The organism is Pseudomonas syringae (assembly GCF_000737245.1).
Taxonomy (GTDB): Bacteria; Pseudomonadota; Gammaproteobacteria; order Pseudomonadales; family Pseudomonadaceae; genus Aquipseudomonas; species Aquipseudomonas syringae_J.
The window spans coordinates 1-15,629 of the sequence record NZ_JPQU01000070.1; the positions used below are offsets into that span (position 1 = coordinate 1).

General features: G+C 59.3%; 12 protein-coding genes. 5 read left to right on the top strand and 7 right to left on the bottom strand.

Translation table 11 applies throughout. The annotated features are described in order from the left end of the window. Positions 1-106 precede the first annotated feature (106 nt). Together IV01_RS03930 and pssA are read right to left on the bottom strand one after the other, a co-directional pair. Positions 107-1,420, bottom strand: a complete 1,314-nt coding sequence (locus IV01_RS03930) for an MFS transporter (RefSeq protein WP_032630970.1) — start codon at positions 1,418-1,420, stop codon at positions 107-109. Positions 1,421-1,605: 185 nt separating this feature from the next. Next, on the bottom strand, positions 1,606-2,949 hold the full coding sequence (gene pssA, locus IV01_RS03925; protein ID WP_032630972.1) for a CDP-diacylglycerol--serine O-phosphatidyltransferase: 1,344 nt from the start codon (positions 2,947-2,949) through the stop codon (positions 1,606-1,608). A gap of 213 nt (positions 2,950-3,162) precedes the next feature. On the opposite strand from pssA, the gene IV01_RS03920 reads away from it, so the two are divergent. Continuing rightward, entirely contained in the window at positions 3,163-5,364 is a 2,202-nt protein-coding gene (locus IV01_RS03920) for a TonB-dependent siderophore receptor (RefSeq protein WP_080290392.1), read from the top strand. A 139-nt stretch (positions 5,365-5,503) separates the two neighbouring features. On the opposite strand, the gene IV01_RS03915 is transcribed toward IV01_RS03920, so the two are convergent. From IV01_RS03915 to glcD, 4 genes are read right to left on the bottom strand one after another with little or no spacing between them, the layout of a single operon-like run. Beyond that, on the bottom strand, positions 5,504-5,911 hold the full coding sequence (locus tag IV01_RS03915) for a heme-binding protein (protein ID WP_032630973.1): 408 nt from the start codon (positions 5,909-5,911) through the stop codon (positions 5,504-5,506). Between the two features lie 40 nt (positions 5,912-5,951). After that, the gene (gene glcF, locus IV01_RS03910; protein ID WP_032630974.1) at positions 5,952-7,169 is read right to left on the bottom strand and encodes a glycolate oxidase subunit GlcF; all 1,218 of its coding nucleotides are present in this window, start codon (positions 7,167-7,169) and stop codon (positions 5,952-5,954) included. Positions 7,170-7,171: 2 nt separating this feature from the next. Continuing rightward, positions 7,172-8,251 (bottom strand): glycolate oxidase subunit GlcE, encoded by a 1,080-nt coding sequence (glcE, locus tag IV01_RS03905; protein ID WP_050507921.1) that lies wholly within the window; start codon positions 8,249-8,251, stop codon positions 7,172-7,174. Beyond that, positions 8,251-9,750 (bottom strand): glycolate oxidase subunit GlcD, encoded by a 1,500-nt coding sequence (gene glcD / locus IV01_RS03900; protein WP_032630975.1) that lies wholly within the window; start codon positions 9,748-9,750, stop codon positions 8,251-8,253. The genes glcE and glcD overlap by 1 nt, the downstream gene beginning before the upstream one ends. 212 nt (positions 9,751-9,962) lie before the next feature. Between glcD and maiA the strand changes: the two genes are divergently transcribed. Both maiA and hppD read left to right on the top strand, forming a co-directional pair. Next, complete coding sequence (gene maiA, locus IV01_RS03895; protein ID WP_032630976.1) at positions 9,963-10,595, top strand: maleylacetoacetate isomerase; 633 nt, start codon at positions 9,963-9,965, stop codon at positions 10,593-10,595. Between the two features lie 142 nt (positions 10,596-10,737). Beyond that, positions 10,738-11,826 (top strand): 4-hydroxyphenylpyruvate dioxygenase, encoded by a 1,089-nt coding sequence (gene hppD, locus IV01_RS03890; RefSeq protein WP_032630978.1) that lies wholly within the window; start codon positions 10,738-10,740, stop codon positions 11,824-11,826. A gap of 130 nt (positions 11,827-11,956) precedes the next feature. On the opposite strand, the gene IV01_RS03885 is transcribed toward hppD, so the two are convergent. Continuing rightward, positions 11,957-12,763, bottom strand: coding sequence for an IclR family transcriptional regulator (locus tag IV01_RS03885; protein ID WP_032630979.1), 807 nt, complete (start codon positions 12,761-12,763; stop codon positions 11,957-11,959). 136 nt (positions 12,764-12,899) lie between these two features. Here IV01_RS03885 and hmgA point away from each other — a divergent pair, with 136 nt between their 5' ends. Both hmgA and fahA read left to right on the top strand, forming a co-directional pair. Further along, on the top strand, positions 12,900-14,207 hold the full coding sequence (gene hmgA / locus IV01_RS03880) for a homogentisate 1,2-dioxygenase (protein WP_032630980.1): 1,308 nt from the start codon (positions 12,900-12,902) through the stop codon (positions 14,205-14,207). Then, positions 14,204-15,502, top strand: a complete 1,299-nt coding sequence (fahA, locus tag IV01_RS03875) for a fumarylacetoacetase (RefSeq protein WP_032630981.1) — start codon at positions 14,204-14,206, stop codon at positions 15,500-15,502. The genes hmgA and fahA overlap by 4 nt, the downstream gene beginning before the upstream one ends. Positions 15,503-15,629 lie beyond the last annotated feature (127 nt).

Below are 15,629 nucleotides of genomic sequence, written 5' to 3' on the forward strand. Positions count from 1 at the left end.
AACCCAGTCCACGGTAGCCTAGCCAACAGCTGTCCAACTTTTGGGGCGCACTTCATTATTCTGTGGGAGCGGTGCTTGCCCGCGATAAGGTCACCTCAAGTCCTACTTAGCGGTTGACCAGCTTCGCCGGCAACGCAATCACCAGGAAACAACTGAGGATCAGGCATCCGGCGAAGAACCACATTGCCCCCGCACTGCTGCCCGTCACATCTATCGCGACGCCCATCAGCGAATTGCTCACCAGCCCGGCGATGTTGGCCAGGGAGCACGCCAGGGCGAAGCCTGTGGCGGCGGCGCGGCCTTTGAGGAAGGTTGCCGGAAGGCTGAAGAACACCGGGACTGCGCCAATGATGGCGGCTGACGCAATGGCAAAGAGCGTCACGGTCGCCACCACGTCATGGATAAAGAACGTGCTGGCCGCCATGGCCGCAGAGCCGACAAGAAACGGCACGATAATATGCCAGCGCCGTTCGCGGTGGCGGTCCGAGCTGGCGCCGATCAGTAACATGCCCAGCAATGCCGCGATACTGGGAAGGGCGGTCAGTACGCCGATATGGAAGGTGTCCACCACGCCGGCGTTGCGGATGAAGGTCGGCATCCAGAAGCCCATGGCGTAGGCACTGAGCAGAATCGAGAAATCGATCCCACCGAGCATCCACACTTTCACATCGAAGAAGCCGTCGCGAAAGCTCTGCTTGCTGGACCTGCCGCCGGCCTCATCCTGTTGCAGCTCTTGCTCCAGCAGGGCGCTTTCAGCCGCGCTCATCCACCGCGCTTCCTTATGGTTATTGGGCAATGCCCAGAACGCCAGAATGCCCAACAGCACACTCGGCACCGCCTCCAGCAGAAACAGCCACTGCCAGCCTCGCAGGCCGGCGCTTTGATCGAAATGGCTCATGATCCAGCCAGACAACGGGCCGCCGACCACGCTCGACAGCGGCAGGCCAATCATGAACAGCGCAATGATGCGCCCGCGCCGATAGGTGGGGAACCAGGTGGTCAGGTAAAACAAGACGCCAGGCAAAAAGCCGGCCTCGGCGACGCCCAGGAAAAACCGCACCAGATAGAACTGCATGGGTGTGCTGACCAGCATGGTGCAGGCCGAGAGCAAGCCCCAGGTGATCATGATCCGGGCAATCCAGAGCCGCGCGCCGACCCGTTCCAGGACCAGATTGCTCGGGACTTCAAACAGGATATAGCCGACAAAGAACAACCCCGCGCCGAGCCCGAAAGCCGTTTCACTGAAGTGCAGCTGGTCGAGCATCTGCAGTTTGGCGAAACCGATATTGATCCGGTCCAGATACGCCGCCAGATAGCAGAAACACAGGAACGGGATCAGCTTCCAGGTGATCTTGCGGTACATCGCCTTGATGGGCGTGGGACTTTCGATGTTCGCAGCCGCTGGATTCGCAGTGGGCATGGCGGGGTTCCTGGGTAGCAATTAGGCGCACTTCCATCAAACTGAATTGGAATGCTTTTTCTGTAGGAGCGCGCTTGCCCGCGATGGCGTGAGGTCAGGCAGCACCGTTTTCGCTGACACACCGTATCGCGGGCAAGCGCGCTCCTACAGAGTCCCGTGTTTGTAGCCCGACGGGGGCGTTTTACTCACAGAATCCGATACAACAAGCGCTCGGCCCTGACCCGACTGACCCGACGCAGGAACGTGCGAACTGCCACAGGATACTCGTTGAGCGTGTCCAGTTCGTCGTATTTGCCGACCCGCTGAGTATTGAGCATCAACTGGTCGAGTTCCGCTTCCCGTGGTGCGATCCATTCACCTTTGGGGTCATCGATCAGCAGGCCGTTTTCCAGGTCCAGATTGAAGGCCCTGGGGTTGAGGTTATTGCCGGTCAGCAAGGTGTAGCGGTCATCGATCCACATGCCCTTGAGGTGGAAGGTGTTGTCGCCGTCCTTCCACAGATGCAGGTTCAACTTGTGACGGGCGATGTCGGTCTGATGCTTCTGGGCGAAGCGGCGCAGGCTGATTTCGTACAGATACGGCAATGCCGATATCACTTTGAACGGCTCATCGGCGGGGATGAAGAAGTCGTTGGCGGTCTTGTCGCCAATAATGATGTCTACCCGCACGCCGCGCTTGAGGGCGCGATTGATCTCGCGTTTGACCGCCAGGGGCACGTTGAAATACGGGGTGCAGATGGTCAGCCGGGTTTTGCTGGCAGCGATCAGTTCGATGATGGTCCGGTTGAGGGGATTGCGCGGACCAACGCCCAACAGCGGAATGACCCGCATCTCACCGTTTTGCGTCACACCTTCCGGGGTGTCGTAGGTGGTGCGCTTGAGCTGATTGCGAAATGCGCGGATTTCACTGCGCAGGCTGCGCGAGGTGGGCGGCGATGGCAGGTCCAGGCGATGCACCGCGCTGGACGGCAAGATGTCCCGTTGCAGCATGGTCTGGAAGCTATCAGCCAACGGTTTGCTTTGCAGCACGTGATAGCGATCCAGACGGTATTTATCCAGCTTGTGCAGGTACACGTTGTTGATGCTGGCACCGCTGTAGATCACGCAGTCATCGATCACGCTGCCCTTCAAATGCAGCACGCCAAACAGCTCCCGGGTCTGAACCGGCACGCCGTAGACCGGCACTTCCTCGTCGTATTCCAGATTCTGCGCCTGATACCAGGTGGAGTTACCCGGTTGACGCCCGGCTCCGATCAGGCCGCGTTGTGCCCTGAACCAGTCCACCAGCACCACTACATCCAGCGCAGGGTTTGCAGCCTTGGCGGCGTAGAGCGCGTCGAGAATTTCCTGGCCGGCTTCATCGTGCTGCAGATACAGCGCCACCACATAAATTCGCTGGGTCGCTGAAGCAATTTTCTCCAGCAGGCAACGGCGATACTCCGCGGCGCTGGGCAGGATGGTGATCGCATCGCCGGGCAAGGCGAAACCGCGTAGCGCTGCAAGGGTGGAGCGTCGGAAGTTGGACCGCATAAGCCTCTCGAGGGGTTAAACCAACAGCGGCTGAGCTTACACGGTAGAAACGGATTTGACCTGAGCTTTAGGAGATCCGGCGTGTGGGAGTTTTCAGCGGGATTGATAAATTTTTTACCTTTTTTAACGAAACGATAAACATTACCAATTACACCTGATAGCATTTCGCAACTCTTCCCTTGGCTGATCAGGCCTTCGTCAACAGGAAATATCATGCGCAGCATTGGCTCCCACCCGGTTCCCTATCGTTTAACCCTGCTAGCCCTGTGCTGCTCGCTCAGCTTGCCATTGCTGGCGGCTACCCCGACCACAGCAACTCAATCGGGTGCATTAGTGCTGGGCGAAACGGATATCAATGCGCAGAAAGTTGACGAACATGCACTACCTCCGGTTTTCAGCGGCGGACAGGTTGCCAGGGGCGGGCAGTTGGGTGTGTTGGGCAACGCCGACGTCATGGACGTGCCGTTCACCATGAGCAGCTACACAGAGCAACTGATAGAAGATCAGCAAGCCGAGGACATCGGTGATGTATTGGCCAATGACTCCTCAGTGCGCGAGTCGTTTGGATATGGCAACTCGGCTCAAGTGTTCACGATCCGCGGTTTGCCTCTGGCGGGCGAGGATATTTCCTATAACGGTCTGTATGGCGTGTTGCCGCGTCAGATTATCTCCACCGATGCGCTTGAGCGGGTCGAGGTGTTCAAAGGGCCTAACGCGTTCATCAACGGCGTGACCCCTACCGGTTCCGGCATTGGCGGCGGGGTCAACCTGCAACCCAAGCGTGCCCAGGACACCCCGACCCGGCGCTTCACCACCGATATCAGCACCGACGGCCGAATTGGCGAGCATCTGGATCTGGGGCAGCGTTTCGGTGAAGACAATCGTTTTGGTGCGCGGCTCAACCTGGCCCAACGTGAAGGCGAAACGGGTATTGAAGACGAACAACACCGCAGCAAGTTATTCGCTCTGGGCCTGGATTATCGTGGCGATGATCTGCGCCTTTCGGGTGATATTGCTTACCAGAAACAAAGGATCAATCACGGCCGCAACAGTGTGCGACTTGGCGCTGGGGTGACGCAGGTTCCTGATGCGCCTGACGCCGATACCAATTACGCACCGAAGTGGTACTCCACCGAGACCGAAGACACGTTCGGCATGCTGCGCGGTGAGTACGACCTCAATGAAAACTGGACGGTGTATGCCGCCGGTGGCGCGGTCCACACCCGTGAAGTGGGCAATTACGGTACCCCTGTGCTGAGTGACAACCTGGGTAATGCCACCGTCGCCAGCTCGTTCATTCCCCATGATGAAGACAACATCTCCACCATGGCCGGGATCAACGGCAAGCTGCAGACCGGTCCCGTCAGCCACAAGCTGAACCTGGGCCTGGCGGGTATCTGGACTGAGCAGCGCAATGCTTATGACTTTGGCGGCAGTTACAACACCAATATTTACGACCCGGTATCCGCGCCGCGCCCGGCTGGCGGTCGTCTGTTAGGCGGTGACCTGAGCGATCCCGGCATCACCGGCAAGACCCGCAATCGCAGTGTGGCGATTTCCGACACCCTGGGCTTCTTTGACGATCGCCTGTTGCTGACTGCTGGCCTGCGTCGCCAGCAATTGCGTGTACAAGGTTTCGCCTATGGCACCGGTACCCGGACTTCCGTATATGACGAAGCGATCACTACGCCGGTCTACGGTCTGGTGTTCAAGCCATGGCAGCACGTGGCTTTTTACGCTAACCGCATCGAAGGGCTGGCCAAGGGCGCGACGGCACCGAGCACTGCTGGTCTGTCGAACCCGGGTGAGATGTTTGCACCGGCGCGCTCCAAGCAGCTTGAAGCGGGCGTCAAGGTAGACATGGGCACTTATGGCGCCAGCCTGGGGGTTTACCGCATCGAGAAAGTCAGCGACGGCTTTACCCAACCGTTGAGCAACGGGACGTCTGTCTACGTGGTTGATGGCAAGCAGATTAACCGCGGCGTTGAGACCAACATCTTCGGCGAGCCTATTGCCGGCTTGCGCCTGATTGCTGGTGTGACGTTGATGGACACTGAATTGAAGGGCACGCTGAACGGCGCAAACGATGGTAATAACGCGGTGGGTGTACCGACCTTTCAGTTCAACGCCAGCGCCGACTGGGATATCCCGGGTATCGAAGGTGCCGCGCTCAATGCCCGCATGTTGCGTACCGGCGGTCAGTACCTTGATCCGGCCAACAACTTGAGCATCCCGACCTGGAACCGTTTCGATCTGGGTGCACGTTATACATTCAACGTCTCGGAGAAAGACATCACCCTGCGCGCCAACGTGGAAAACGTCGCCAACAAAGACTACTGGGCGTCGACCTACGGCGGCTATCTGACCCAGGGCGAGCCACGCACCGTGAAGTTCTCGGGGACGATTGATTTCTAAAACTGCCTGACAGACTGTGCCGGCCAATTCGCGGGCAAGCCTCGCTCCAACGGATACGCATTGTCTGTTGAAGCGAGGCTTGCCCGCGATGAGCGATAACGTGGTGTTTCTGACAAACCGCGTCGCCTATATCGCGGTTTTAGCCAGCATTCACCGCAGCAGCTCCGGCCTTGGCCACCTGTGCGTCTTGCGCAGCTTGTACCCCGGACACACCCACGGCGCCGATGACCTGACCGTCGACGATTACCGGAACACCACCTTCCAGAGAAGTCAGCAGCGGAGCCGAAAGGAACGCTGTACGCCCACCGTTGACCGACTCTTCATAGCTTTTCGATTCACGGCGGCCCAGTGCGGCGGTGCGAGCCTTTTCGATGCCGATGTAGCTGCTGATGGGCGAAGCACCGTCCATGCGCTCGAACGCCAGCAGATGACCACCGTCATCTACCACGGCAATGGAAACATCCCAGTTGTTGCTGATGGCATCCTGGCGCGCGGCGGCAAGAATCTGAGTTACTTCAGTCTGGGTCAGAACAGCTTTGGTTTTCATCGAATGCTCCATCGTTCATAAAAGATCAGATCGGAAAGGTTCAGGGCAATGCTTCTTCAATCAATTCGATCCAGTGCCTTACCGGGGTTCGCCCGGCGCCGCTCAAGTGGGTCTGGCAACCGATATTCGCCGTGGCGATGACTTGCGGCTTGCCGCTTTCCAGGGCGTTCATTTTGTTGTCTCGCAGCTGCCGGGCAAGCACCGGCTGAGTGATGGAATAAGTCCCCGCCGAACCACAACACAAATGACCATCGGGCACGGCACTGAGATTGAATCCAAGGCGCGACAATACACTTTCTACCGCACCGGCCAGTTTCTGCGCGTGTTGCAAAGTGCAGGGGCAGTGGAAAGCCAGGCGCAGGTCGCCATGGATATTCAGATTTTCCAAGGGTTCATCACGCAGCACCTCCACCAGGTCTTTGGCCAGCTCGCTGACCCGTTGCGCCTTCGCGGCATAGGCCGGATCAGCCTTGAGCAGGTGGCCGTAATCCTTGACGAAGGCCCCACAACCACTGGCAGTCTGGACGATGGCCAGCGCGCCGCTCTCGATACTCGGCCACCACGCGTCGATATTCCGGCGGGCGCGATCAAGCCCGGCGTCCTGGGCGTTGAGATGGTAATCCACCGCACCGCAGCAACCGGCTTCCACAATGGGCTTGACGCTAATGCCCAATCGATCCAGCACCCGCGCCGTCGCTGCGTTGGTGTTGGGCGACAAACCTAGTTGCACGCAGCCTTCGAGCAGCAATACCTGACGGGCATGACGCACGGCCGGGCGGGCTTTTGCTGGCGTGATAGTGGCGGGCAGTTTGTCTTTCAGGCTGGCGGGCAGCAGCGGCCTGAAGGTATTACCCAGTTGCGTCAGGGATTTAAACAAGCTCGCGTTGGGCACTACCTTGCGCAGGCCTTCACGCAGCAGGCGTTGGCCGGGAGAACGCGGCACGGCGGCGTCAACCACAGCGCGGCCGATGTCCAGCAGGTTGTGATAATCGACCCCGGACGGGCAGGTGGTTTCGCAGTTACGACAGGACAGGCAGCGATCCAGATGTAACTGGGTTTTTTCGGTGACCTCGTTGCCTTCCAGGACTTGCTTGATCAGGTAGATACGCCCGCGCGGGCCGTCCAGTTCATCGCCGAGCAATTGATAGGTGGGGCAAGTGGCGTTGCAGAATCCGCAGTGCACGCAACTGCGCAGAATGCTTTCCGCTTCTTCGGCGCGGGGCAGCTGCCGGGCCTGGTGACTCAAGGTGGTCTGCATAGTCAGATCTCCGCGTGCATCCGCCCAGGGTTGAAGATGGCCTGGGGATCGAGTTGGGCCTTGAGCTGGCGGTGGTAGCGCAACAGCGGTGCAGGCAACGGCTGGAAAGGACTGTCCTGCTGGCCAGGGCTGTAACAGGTCGCATGACCGCCAGCGGCGCTGACCAACGCACGAATAGTTGCGCCATCGGCAGTGGACTTCAGCCAGCGTTGCGCGCCGGCCCAATCGATCAGTTGTTCACCCGGCAGATCCAGCACAGCGGTATTGTTCGGCACTGAAAGTCGCCATAGCGGCGCTTCATCACGGAAGAACTCCAGTTGGTGTTCGTTCAGTTCCTGCCAGTAACCGGGGTCGATTCGCTCGCCCCCCAGCCGTTCATGGGCCGCAGCCACCGAACCTTCGCCACCTTCCAGGCGCAGACGCAATACGCCGTTGTCAAAGCTGGCGGCGCTGATGGGCAACGGTTGCTGGCCCCATTCAGCGAGGCGGGCAAGGGCGCGGGCGTCGTCCATCTCAAGCGCAATGCTGGCGCATAGACGAGGCTTGGGCAGGACTTTGAGGGAGACCTCGGTCAAAATCCCCAGGCAGCCAAAACTGCCAGCCATCAGACGCGAGACATCGTAACCCGCGACGTTTTTCATCACTTCGCCGCCAAAGCGCAGGTGCTTGCCCTGGCCGGTGATGACCCGAGTGCCGAGGACGAAATCCCGCACCGAACCGGCCCACGGACGACGCGGCCCGGACAGTCCGGCAGCGATCATCCCGCCGACTGTGGCATCTCCAAAATGCGGCGGCTCGCACGGCAGCATTTGCCCGGCCGCGTCCAGCGCCGCGCACAATTCCCGCAGGGGGGTGCCTGCACGGGCGGTGATCACCAACTCCGTGGGGTCGTAACTGACGATGCCGCTGTGAACGCGGGTATCTAGGATTTCACCGGCCACCTCGCGGCCGAGGAAGGCTTTGCTGTTGCCGCCCTGGATGCGCAGCGGCGTCCCGCTCGCCAGGGCCTGATTGACCTGGTCGAGCAACGCAGCGCTGGCGTCATGCTCGCGAACGTGATGCTCAAGTGGATTGGCAATCATCAGAAGCGCTCCAGTTCCGGAAAGGGCAATTTGCCCATGTGCACATGCATCGCGCCGAATTCAGCACAGCGATGCAGCGTCGGGATGTTCTTGCCGGGGTTGAGCATGCCGCCGGGGTCGAACGCCGCTTTCACCGCATGGAACAAGGTCAACTCGTCGCTGTTGAACTGGGCGCACATCTGATTGATTTTCTCCCGGCCGACGCCATGCTCGCCGGTGATGCTGCCGCCGACTTTCACGCACAATTCGAGGATTTTGCCGCCCAAGGCTTCCGCACGTTCCAGCTCACCGGGCTGGTTGGCGTCGAAGAGGATCAGCGGGTGCATATTGCCGTCCCCGGCATGAAAGACATTGGCGACCCGCAGGTCATATTCGGTGGAAAGCGCAGCGATACCTTGCAGCACGCCGGGCAGTTCGCGACGGGGAATGGTGCCGTCCATGCAGTAGTAATCCGGCGATAACCGGCCGACAGCGGGGAAGGCGTTCTTGCGCCCGGCCCAGAAGCGAACCCGCTCGGCTTCGTCTTTTGCCTGGCGCAGTTCGGTGGCGCCGGCATTGGTCAGCACGGCGCGAACTCGCTCGCAATCATCATGGACATCGGCTTCAACGCCATCCAGTTCGCAGAGCAGAATGGCTTCGGCGTCCACTGGATAACCGGCGTGGATGAAATCCTCGGCGGCGCGAATGGCGAGGTTGTCCATCATCTCCAGACCACCGGGTATGATCCCCGCGGCAATGATATCGGCGACGGCCCGGCCAGCCTTTTCCACCGAGTCGAAGGCCGCCAGCAGCACTTTCGCCACCTGGGGTTTAGGCAGCAATTTCACCGTCACTTCAGTGATGACGCCGAGCATCCCTTCGGAACCGGTAAACAGTGCCAGCAGGTCGAAGCCGGGGGAGTCCAGTGCCTCGGAACCCAGGGTCAGGTGTTCGCCTTCGACCGTGAGAATCTCCAGCTTGAGCAGATTGTGCACGGTCAGACCGTATTTCAGGCAATGCACGCCGCCAGCGTTTTCCGCGACGTTACCGCCGATGGAGCAGGCGATTTGCGAGGAGGGGTCCGGCGCGTAATACAGATCGTAAGGTGCCGCTGCCTGGGAGATCGCCAGGTTGCGCACGCCGGGCTGAACTCTGGCAACGCGCGCCGCCGGATCGATCTCGATGATCTTGTTGAAGCGCGCCATCACCAGCAGCACGCCTTGCTCCAGAGGCAGCGCGCCCCCGGACAAGCCCGTGCCAGCCCCGCGTGTGACCACCGGGACATTGCGCTGGTGGCAGATCTTCAGCAGGGTCTGGACTTCTTCAAGATGGCGCGGCAGGGCGACCAGCATTGGGGTGGTGCGATAAGCCGACAGCCCATCGCACTCGTAGGGCCGCAGTTCTTCCGGGCGATGCAGCACATCCAGGTCGGGAAGCTGGCGTTGCAGGTCATCCAGCAACGCCTGTTTGTCGACCACAGGCAGTACGCCATCGACACGTTCGTCGTAGAGAATATTCATGATGGCATGGTGATCCCATGTTGTTTTTATTGGGACAGTCCTGGTACATCAGGCAACTTGCATCTTTAGGCGTTCCCACCGGTTATGTCCATGTTTTCGGTTCAGTCTTTGGTTGTAGGTGCGATTGACAGCGCCCGTGCAATCGCGCAAGTTACGCATTGCGTAAGCCGGTTATGAAAAATAACCGAAAAATAATAATAGCGATGCCGCCCATGGACCTCTTCACCTATTACCGTTCGACCTCCAGTTACCGGGTGCGAATTGCTCTGGCCTTGAAGGGCCTGGATCACCAGGCGATTCCGGTCAATCTGTTGGGCAAGGAACATCTGCAGCCTGAGTATCAAGCGATCAATTCTCAGTGTCGGGTGCCGGCATTACGCATTGATTCCGGGTCGATCATTACGCAATCTACGGCGATCATCGAATACCTTGAAGACCGCTATCCTGCCAGCCCACTGTTATCCCCAGATCTTGAAATTCGCGCTTCACAGCGTGCGGTCGCTTCGTTGATTGCCTGCGATATCCATCCCCTGCATAACGTTTCGGTGCTGAACCGACTGCGGGGCCTCGGCCACAGTGAGGATGAGGTCAATAAGTGGATCGGCCATTGGATCAGTGAAGGTCTGGCGGCCGTAGAGCAGATGATTGGCAAGACAGGCTATTGCTTTGACGAGATTCTGCCGAGCATGGCGGATGTGTATTTATTGCCTCAGGTCTACGCCGCCCGCCGCTTCAAGGTTGACCTGAACCCATATCCACGCATTCTGCGCGTCGAAAAACTCGCGTTGGACCATTGGGCGTTTCAGGTCGCGCATCCCGATGCGCAATCTGACAAGCCGGAGTAGTCTGGTCGTTATGAAAATTCTTGGCCTGCAACTGATTTTTGGTGATTTCCTGGCTCGCAGCGTGCGCGGGATTCCCTGTGCGCCCCCCGCAGAAAAGTGATCGCGCCCCCCGCTAATCCACTTTCCTGCAAGGAGCCAGACCATGGCTGATCTCAACACCGATACCTACGAAAATCCGATGGGCCTCATGGGCTTTGAATTCATCGAATTCGCCTCGCCAACCCCCAACACCCTTGAGCCCGTGTTCCAGATCATGGGCTTTACCAAGGTGGCGGTGCACCGGTCCAAGGATGTTGTGCTGTATCGCCAGGGTGGCATCAACATCATCCTCAACAACGAGCCCAATAGCCTGGCGTCTTACTTCGCGGCCGAGCATGGGCCGTCGGTATGCGGCATGGCGTTCCGGGTCAAGGATTCCCACAAGGCTTATCAGCGCGCACTTGAACTGGGTGCACAACCAGTTGAAATCGCCACCGGGCCCATGGAACTGCGCTTGCCGGCCATCAAGGGTATTGGCGGCGCGCCGCTGTACCTGATCGACCGGTTTGGCGAGGGCACTTCGATCTATGACATCGACTTCAACTTCATCGAAGGCGTGGACCGCCACCCGGAAGGGGCGGGGCTGAAATTCATCGACCACCTGACCCACAACGTCTATCGCGGACGCATGGCTTATTGGGCGAGCTTCTATGAGAAGTTGTTCAACTTCCGCGAACTGCGTTACTTCGACATCAAGGGCGAATACACCGGGCTGACCTCCAAGGCCATGACCGCTCCAGACGGGATGATCCGTATTCCGCTGAACGAGGAGTCGTCCAAAGGCGCCGGGCAGATCGAAGAGTTCCTGATGAAGTTCAATGGCGAAGGCATCCAGCATGTCGCGTTCTTCACCGATGACCTGATCAAAAGCTGGGACGCGCTCAAGGCTATGGGCATGCGCTTCATGACCGCACCGCCGGAAACCTATTACGAAATGCTTGAAGGCCGTTTGCCGAACCATGGCGAGCCGCAAGACGAGCTGAAAAACCGTGGCATCCTGCTGGACGGTTCATCTGACGGCGGCGAGCGTCGGCTGCTGTTGCAGATATTCTCGGAAACCCTGATGGGCCCGGTGTTCTTCGAATTCATCCAGCGCAAGGGCGATGATGGATTTGGCGAGGGTAACTTCAAGGCGCTGTTTGAATCGATTGAGCGGGATCAGGTCAAGCGCGGGGTGCTGGCGGTGGAATAAGCCTTCCACGAAGCTGATTTTGTAATGCGGTTGGAATGTGGGAGCGGTGCTTGCCCGCGATTGGGTTTACAAATTATCGCGGGCAAGCACCGCTCCCACAGTTAGGCCCTATTTCAATCAAGGACTTGCATCAATCCTCCAAAACCGCCACATCCCCACCCATCCGCGCACTGATCACCCTCGCCGTGGCCCGCAATCTTCGCGCTGCCTCGGCCTGACGTTGGTCGGTAAACACTGATGCCGAACCGACCATGGTGATAACTCCGGCCAGCTTGTTGCCGACGCTGAACACCGGTGACGACACGGCATTTACACCGGCCATCAACAATCCGCGAATCTGGTGGACGCCGGAGCTGCGGATGTCTGTTAGATGCTGCTCGACTTCCCGCAGTTGCGTGACACTCAGGCGCGCACTTTCCTGGCTGCGCAACTCAGCGCTTTCATTGGCACTCAGGAAGGCATCGAACACCAGACCCGTAGATGAGCCCAGCAGCGGCAACACTGAACCGACCTGGGTAACCAGCGTCACCGCGCCGCTTGAAGGCTCGACATAAACCACCGTGGGGCCTTTGTTACCCCACACCGCCAGAAAGCAGGTTTCATTCAGTTCGTCGCGCAGTACGGCGAGATGCGGCGCAGTGAGCTTCAGCACGTCCAGATGACCCACCGCAGCCAGCCCGACATACAGCGCCTCGCGGCCCAGACCGTAGTGATTGGTGACCGCATCCTGCTCGGCGAAACCGCTGGCAATCAACGCCTGGAGATAGCGGTGCACCTTGCTGGCCGGCATGTCGAGGTGTTCCGCGAGCTTGGACAACGAAGTCGACGGCGCTAGTTCTCCCAAGGCCTTGAGAACGCCCATGCCGACCTCAGCGGCCTGAACCTTTTGCTGGCGCGCGCCTGTGGGGCTTTCTGAATCTGTGTTGGTCGTGGTCATGAAGGGAGGCTGCGCCGGTCTGGGAAGGCTGCTTTATAGCTTGACCGTCTTCCAAACTCAAATTACGTTACACGTAATCGTATTCTGTTAAGTGTAATTTTTACGGCGTCATCCCTTATAAAAACAAGAGGTCGAGATGGTCACTCATCAGCCTGCCGATTCGCTGGTTTACCAGTCCGGTTTCGGCAACCAGTTCAGCAGTGAAGCCTTGCCCGGCGCCTTGCCCGTCGGGCAGAACTCTCCCCAGCGGCATACCCTGGGCCTGTACGCCGAACAGCTTTCGGGCACCGCGTTCACCGTTCCCCGGGCTGAAGCAAGGCGCACCTGGCTGTACCGCATCAAACCTTCCGCCGCGCACCCAAGATACCAGCGCCTGGACCGGCAGATTACCGGTCAGCAAATGGGCCCGGTCACGCCCAATCGCCTGCGCTGGAATGCCTTCGGATTCCCGCCGGAGCCCACCGACTTCATCGATGGCCTGCACGTGATGGCCAGCACCAATGCGGTGGATCAGGCTGAAGGCGTGAGCGTCTATAACTACTGCGCCAATGCCTCCATGCAGCGGGTCTTCTTCAATGCCGACGGCGAATGGCTGATCGTGCCCCAGTTGGGGCGTTTGCGGATCGTCACCGAACTGGGCCTGCTGGATGTCGCGCCGCAGGAAATCGCCGTGCTGCCCCGGGGCATGAAGTTCAGCGTGCAGCTGCTGGACGCCACTGTCAGAGGTTACGTCTGTGAAAACCATGGCAGTGCCTTGCGCTTACCGGATCTGGGGCCGATTGGCAGCAACGGTCTGGCTAACCCACGGGATTTTCTGACGCCCTGCGCGTGGTTTGAAGAGCGCGATGAGCCGGTGATCCTGGTGCAGAAATTCCTCGGCGAGCTATGGTCCACCGAGCTGGATCACTCGCCCTTCGACGTAGTGGGCTGGCATGGCAACAACGTGCCTTACAAATATGATCTGCGCCTTTTCAACACCCTTGGCACGGTGAGTTTCGACCATCCTGACCCTTCGATTTTTACCGTGCTGACTTCACCTGGCAGCGTTCACGGACAAGCCAATGTGGACTTCGTGATCTTTCCCCCGCGCTGGATGGTTGCGGAGAACACCTTCAGGCCGCCGTGGTTTCACCGCAACCTGATGAATGAATTCATGGGCCTGATCGACGGTGCCTACGACGCCAAGGCCGAGGGTTTCATGCCCGGTGGTGCATCGCTGCACAACTGCATGAGCGCCCACGGACCTGACAATGTCACCGCGCAAAATGCCATCGCGGCAACCCTGCAACCGCACAAGATCGACCACACCATGGCTTTCATGTTCGAGACCGGCAAGGTGCTGCGCCCGAGCCTGCATGCCTTGCAATGCCCTGAGCTGCAAAGCGATTACGACGCCTGCTGGACCGACATGGCCAAGACGTTTACAAAAGGAACGCCACAATGAATACGCCCAAAAACAGCCGCAGTTGGGTGACTTCCGCCAACGGCCATGCCGACTTTCCGTTGCAGAATCTGCCGTTGGGCGTGTTCAGTCGTGGAGATTCACCCAAACGCGGAGGTGTTGCGATAGGCGACATGATTTTCGATCTGCAAGCCGCGCTGGCAGCAGGTTTTTTCAATGGCGCTGCGCGGGACGCAGCCCAAGCCGCGAGCCGCGATCAGCTCAATGATTTCTTTGCTCTAGGTGCCCATGGCCGTCAGGCGCTGCGCAGTGAACTGCTGCATCTGCTGGACGAACACAGCCCGCAACGTGGGCGGCTGCAGGCCTCCGCCGAGTCGTTGCTGCACCCTATGAGCGAGTGCCAGATGCACATGCCTGCTCGGGTCGGGGACTACACGGATTTCTACGTGGGCATTCATCACGCCACCAACGTCGGCAAGCTGTTCCGGCCGGATAATCCCTTGCTGGCCAATTACAAATACGTGCCGATTGCCTATCACGGTCGGGCCTCGACCCTGTGTGTTTCCGGTACGCCGGTCAAGCGCCCCAACGGCCAGACGCTGCCGCCAGGCCAGGAAATACCGCAATTCGGGCCCAGCAAACGGCTGGATTACGAGTTGGAGATGGGCGTCTGGGTCGGGCCGGGAAATAGCGATGGCGAGCCAATCGGGATTGCTGACGCGGCTCAGCATATTGCCGGTCTGTGCCTGCTCAACGATTGGTCGGCCCGGGACCTGCAAGCCTGGGAATACCAGCCTTTGGGGCCATTTCTGTCCAAGAGCTTTGCCACGACGATTTCCCCATGGGTGGTAACCGCCGAAGCGCTGGCACCGTTTCGCAGTCCGCAACCTGCGCGTCCCGCAGGCGACCCTGAACCGTTGGCGTACCTCTGGGATGAAGCGGATCAGCAGGGCGGTGCGCTTGATATCCAGCTGGAAGTCCTGTTGCAGACCCGGCAGATGAAAGCGCAGGGCACGCCCGGGTACCTGTTGTCTAACAGCAACACCTTGAACATGTACTGGACCGTGGCCCAGATGCTGACCCACCACAGCGCCAACGGTTGCAAACTGCAGCCCGGTGATCTGCTAGGCACCGGCACCTTGTCCGGGCCTGAAGTCGGGCAGCTGGGCAGCCTGCTGGAAATGACCGAGGGTGGCAAAGTCGCCGTGGAACTGCCTGGAGGCGAGACCCGACGTTTTCTGGAGGATGGTGACGAAGTGATCCTGCGCGCCCGGTGTCAGCGGGAAGGGCAGGTATCGATCGGATTTGGCGAGTGTCGGGGAGTGGTGGTGGGTTGACCCCCGATATTGAATTGAAATGGGTTCCAACTGCGGGAGCGGACGGGCGGCGATCCCACAGGAGTGACTTCAATATTGGCGCGACGACGTGGGACCGGCTTTAGCCGGGAAGAGGCCAGTACATCCA